The 4,862-nt window shown below is 66.2% G+C and carries 5 protein-coding genes; all 5 read left to right on the top strand.

Annotated elements, in window-relative coordinates; genetic code table 11:
• Nucleotides 1-1,783 (top strand): DNA gyrase C-terminal beta-propeller domain-containing protein (locus tag ACXJKR_RS24305; RefSeq protein ID WP_457324997.1); only part of this gene is annotated, 1,783 nt, incomplete at its 5' end.
• 4 nt (nucleotides 1,784-1,787) lie between these two features.
• A complete protein-coding gene (locus tag ACXJKR_RS24310) occupies nucleotides 1,788-2,369 on the top strand; it encodes a DUF2059 domain-containing protein (protein WP_056202128.1) in 582 nt (193 codons plus the stop codon).
• A 14-nt stretch (nucleotides 2,370-2,383) separates the two neighbouring features.
• The gene (serC, locus tag ACXJKR_RS24315; protein ID WP_056202125.1) at nucleotides 2,384-3,475 is read left to right on the top strand and encodes a 3-phosphoserine/phosphohydroxythreonine transaminase; all 1,092 of its coding nucleotides are present in this window, start codon (nucleotides 2,384-2,386) and stop codon (nucleotides 3,473-3,475) included.
• Nucleotides 3,468-4,565 carry a prephenate dehydratase gene (gene pheA, locus ACXJKR_RS24320; protein ID WP_457324998.1) on the top strand — a complete coding sequence of 366 codons (1,098 nt, stop codon included), beginning with the start codon at nucleotides 3,468-3,470 and terminating at the stop codon, nucleotides 4,563-4,565. Before serC ends, pheA begins: the two co-directional genes overlap by 8 nt.
• 2 nt (nucleotides 4,566-4,567) lie before the next feature.
• Nucleotides 4,568-4,862: prephenate dehydrogenase/arogenate dehydrogenase family protein (locus tag ACXJKR_RS24325; protein ID WP_457324999.1), on the top strand; the 295-nt coding region annotated here is incomplete at its 3' end.

Here is a 4,862-nt window from a genome sequence, read left to right on the forward strand (position 1 = left end):
CATCCAGGACGAGTCCGACAAGTCCGGGATGCGCGTGGTCATCGAGCTCAAGCGCGGTGAAGTGCCCGAGGTGGTGCTGAACAACCTGTACAAGCAGACGCAGCTGCAGGACAGCTTCGGCATGAACATGGTCGCCCTCGTCGATGGCCAGCCCAAGCTATGCAATCTGCGCGACATGGTCATCGTGTTCCTGGAGCACCGCCGCGAGGTGGTGACCCGCCGCACGATCTACGAACTGCGCAAGGCCCGCGAGCGCGGCCATGTGCTGGAAGGCCTGGCGGTGGCGCTGGCCAACATCGACGAATTCATCGAGACCATCAAGACCTCGCCGACGCCGCCCGTCGCCAAGGCTGCCCTGATGGCCAAGAGCTGGGATTCGTCGCTGGTGCGCGAGATGCTGTCGCGCACCGAGACGCTGTCGGCCGGTGGCCCCTCCGCCTACCGTCCCGAAGGCCTGGAGCCCGAGTACGGCATGCAGGCCGACGGCCTGTACCGCCTGTCGGAATCGCAGGCTGGCGAAATCCTGCAGATGCGCCTGCAACGCCTGACTGGCCTGGAGCAGGACAAGATCGTCGGCGAGTACAAGGAAGTGATGGCGGAGATCGCCGATCTGCTCAACATCCTTGCCACGCCTGCCCGGGTGACAACCATCATCAGCGACGAGCTGGTGCAGCTGAAGAACGAGTTCGGCCAGACCAAGCTGGGCGCTCGCCGCAGCGTCATCGAGCACAACGCCCAGGAACTCGGCACCGAAGACCTCATCACGCCGACCGACATGGTCGTGACGCTCTCGCACACCGGCTACATCAAGAGCCAGGCATTGAGCGAATACCGCGCTCAAAAGCGCGGCGGCCGCGGCAAGCAGGCCACGCAGACGAAGGACGACGACTGGGTCGACCAGCTCTTCATCGCCAACACCCACGACTGGCTGCTGTGCTTCTCCAACCGCGGCCGCGTCTACTGGCTCAAGGTCTGGGAAGTACCGCAGGGCTCGCGCAACTCGCGCGGCAAGCCCATCGTCAACATGTTCCCGCTGCAGGCCGACGAGAAGATCACCGTCGTGCTGGCGCTGACCGGCGAGTTCCGCAGCTTCCCTGAAGATCACTTCATCTTCATGGCCACGGCCATGGGCACGGTCAAGAAGACCTCTCTGAAGGACTTCAGCAATCCCCGCAAGGCCGGCATCATCTCCGTCGACCTGGACGAGGGCGACCACCTGATCGGCGCCGCACTGACCGACGGCCACCACGATGTGATGCTGTTCAGCGACGGCGGCAAGGCCGTGCGCTTCGACGAGGACGACGTGCGCCCGATGGGCCGCACCGCCCGCGGCGTGCGCGGCATGATGCTCGAGCCCGACCAGCGCCTCATCGCCATGCTGGTGGCCGAAGACGAAACCCAGAGCGTGCTGACCGCCACCGAGAACGGCTACGGCAAGCGCACGTCCATCGTTGAGTACACGCGCCACGGCCGCGGTACCAAGGGCATGATTGCCATCCAGCAGAGCGAGCGCAATGGCCGCGTCGTCGCCGCGACGCTGGTGCGCCCCGAGGACGAGATCATGCTGATCACCGACAAGGGCGTGCTGGTGCGCACCCGCGTCAGCGAGATCCGCGAACTCGGCCGCGCCACGCAAGGCGTCACACTGATCGCGCTGGACGACGGCAGCAAGCTGTCCGGCCTGCAGCGCATCGTCGAGAACGACGCCAACGAGACCGATGCCCCTGCCGAAGATGGCGAGGCCGGCCTTACCGATGACTCCTCCGAAGCCCCCAAGGACTGATCACATGACCTCTCGCAACCTGGGCCTGGCCCTCGCCCTGGCCCTGGCCACTGGCACCGCCCTGGCCGATCCGTCGCCGGCCAAGAAGGCTCTGATCGACAAGATCGTGGCGCTGCAGCAGCAGGGCATGGCCGACAGCATGGCGGCCAGCATCGTGCAGCAACCCCTGCCGCAGCTGACGCAAGGCGGCCGCGCCGCGCTGCAGCAAGTGCCGCCCGAGAAGCGCGACGCGACGGCCAAGGCCATGGACGCCGAGCTGAAGAAGTTCATCGAGGAAAACGTGCCCTACCTGAAGGACAAGATCGCCAAGGCGATTGGGCCCACGGCTTCGGCCCTGCTGGACGAACGCTTCAACGAGGACGAACTGAAGCAGGTCGTCGCCTGGGCAGAATCGCCGGTCAGCCAGAAATTCGGCCTTGCCAGCGTCGAACTGCAGAAGGCCGTCGCGCAAAAGGTGATGGCCGAGGCCGGCCCCACGCTGGAAGGCCGTCTCAAGGCCTTGCAGACCACGCTGGCCAAGCAATTGGGCCTGCAGCCTCCGCCGGCCGCCGCGCCCAAGCCCGCAGCCTCCGCGCCCAAGAAGTAGCCTCCCGGATCTCGATGACCACAGCCCGCCCGTTCAATTTCGCCCCCGGCCCCGCCACACTGCCTGAACCGGTGCTGCAACAGGTGGCGGCCGAGATGCTGGACTGGCACGGCAGTGGCATGAGCGTCATGGAGATGAGCCACCGCGGCAAGGAGTTCATCTCCATCGCGGAAGCGGCTGAGCGGGATCTGCGCGAGCTGCTCGCCGTGCCGGCCAACTTCCGCATCCTCTTCATGCAGGGTGGCGGCTTGGGTGAAAACGCCATCGTGCCGCTGAACCTGAGCCGTGGCGGCAAGGTCGATGTCGTCGTGACGGGCTCTTGGTCGCGCAAGAGCGCCGCCGAGGCGCGCCGCTATGCCGACGTGCAGATCGCCGCCGACATCGGCAGCGGGCATGCCATCCCCGGCGACTGGCAACTTCGCAGCGACGCGAGCTATGTCCACGTCTGCACCAACGAGACCATCGACGGCGTCGAATTCCATGACCTGCCCCGTATCGGCAACGGCGTGCCGCTGGTCATCGACTGCTCCTCCCACCTGTTGTCGCGCCCCATCGACTGGAGCCGCATCGGCCTGGCCTTCGGCGGCGCGCAGAAGAACATCGGCCCGGCCGGCATGACCCTGGTCTTCGTGCGCGAAGACCTTCTGGGCCGCGCACTGGAGATCTGTCCTTCGGCCTTCAACTACGAAACCGTAGCGGCAGCCCAGTCCATGTTCAACACGCCGCCAACCTTCGCGATCTATGTGGCGGGTCTGGTGTTCCAGTGGGTGAAAGGCTTTGAGTACGCCGGCAAGCGCGACCTGGCCGCCATTGAGCAGCGCAACATCGACAAGGCCGGCCTGCTCTACGCGACGCTGGATGCCTCCGGCTTCTACGAGAACCGCGTCGACGCCAGCTGCCGCTCACGCATGAACGTGCCCTTCTTCCTGAAGGATGAAAAGCTCAACGAGAGCTTCCTGACCGCGGCCAAGGCCGCTGGCCTGCTGCAGCTCAAGGGTCACAAGTCGATGGGCGGCATGCGCGCGTCCATCTACAACGCGATGCCGCTGGAAGGCGTGCAGGCGCTGGTGTCATTCCTGAAGGACTTCGAGGCCCGCCATGGCTGAACCTGTCGCCTCCCAGGCACTGCTCGCGCTGCGCGACCAGATCGACGGCCTGGACCGCCAGCTGCTGGACCTGCTGAACCAGCGCGCCCGCGTCGCCGAGCAAGTCGGCGAGATCAAGCGCGCCGAGGGCACACCCTTTTTCCGCCCGGACCGCGTCGCCCAGGTCATCGACAAGATCCGTGCCGCTAACCCGGGGCCGTTGAAGTCCGAGCACGTCGCGGCCATTTGGCGCGAGATCATGTCCGCCTGCCTGGCGCTGGAGTCGCCGCAGCGCGTCGCCRTGCTCGGCCCCATCGGCACCTTCTGCGAGCAGGCCGCTCTCGAATACTTCGGCAGCGCCGCCGACATGACCTACTGCGCCACTTTCGACGAGGTCTTCCACGCGACGGCCAGCGGCAGCGCGCAGTTCGGCGTCGTCGGCGTCGAGAACATGACCGAGGGCGTCGTCACGCGCTCGCTGGACCTGTTCCTGCACACGCCCTGCCATGTGGTCGGCGAGGTCAGCCTGCTGATCCGCCACAACCTGATGCGCAAGGAGCCTTCGATGCACGGCATCGAAGCGGTGCTCGCGCACCCGCAAGCCCTGGCCCAATGCCAGAACTGGCTGAACAAGCACCTGCCCGACGTCGAGCGCCGAGCCGTCTCCAGCAATGCCGAGGGCTCGCGCCTGGCCGCCACCAACCCGGCCTGGGCCGCCCTGGGCAGCGAACGTGCCTCGCAGGTTTTCGGCCTGCACATCACCGCGCACGCCWTCCAGGACGAGGCATACAACCGCACGCGCTTCGCCGTCATCTGCCTGCCGCAGACGATGGCCACACCGCCGGCCACCGGGCGCGACTGCACCAGCCTGGTCGTTTCCGTGCCCAACCGGCCCGGCGCCATGCACGATCTGCTGGTGCCGCTGAAGAAGCACGGCGTATCCATGACCCGCCTGGAGTCCCGCCCGGCCCGTACCGGCCAGTGGGATTACTACTTCTACATCGACCTCGACGGCCATCCGACGCAGCGCCACGTCGCCGACGCGCTGGCTGAGTTGCGCGAGCTCTGCGCCTTCTTCAAGATGCTGGGCGCCTACCCGGTGAAAAACTAACCATGTTTCAACAGCTCGGCGTGATTGGATGCGGCCTGATGGGTGGCAGCTTCGCGCTGGCGATGAAAAAAGCCGGCCTGGTCAAACGCGTCGTCGGCTACAGCAAGTCGCCGTCCACGACGGAGCAGGCCAAGAAGCTGGGCGTCATCGATGTGGCCGCCGAATCGGCGCTGCTGGCGGTGTCAGGTTCGGACATCGTGCTGATCGCGGTACCCGTGTCGGCCACCGAGAGCACGCTCAAGGCCATCCGCCACCTCGTCAATCCGGGCGTCCTGTTCATGGACGTCGGCTCGACCA

Source organism: Roseateles sp. P5_E11 (assembly GCF_054049355.1).

Excerpts from the sequence above, each read along its gene's own strand:
- serC (WP_056202125.1), top strand. The coding sequence starts at position 2,384 with ATGACCACAGCCCGCCCGTTCAATTTCGCCCCCGGCCCCGCCACACTG.
- ACXJKR_RS24310 (WP_056202128.1), top strand. The coding sequence starts at position 1,788 with ATGACCTCTCGCAACCTGGGCCTGGCCCTCGCCCTGGCCCTGGCCACT.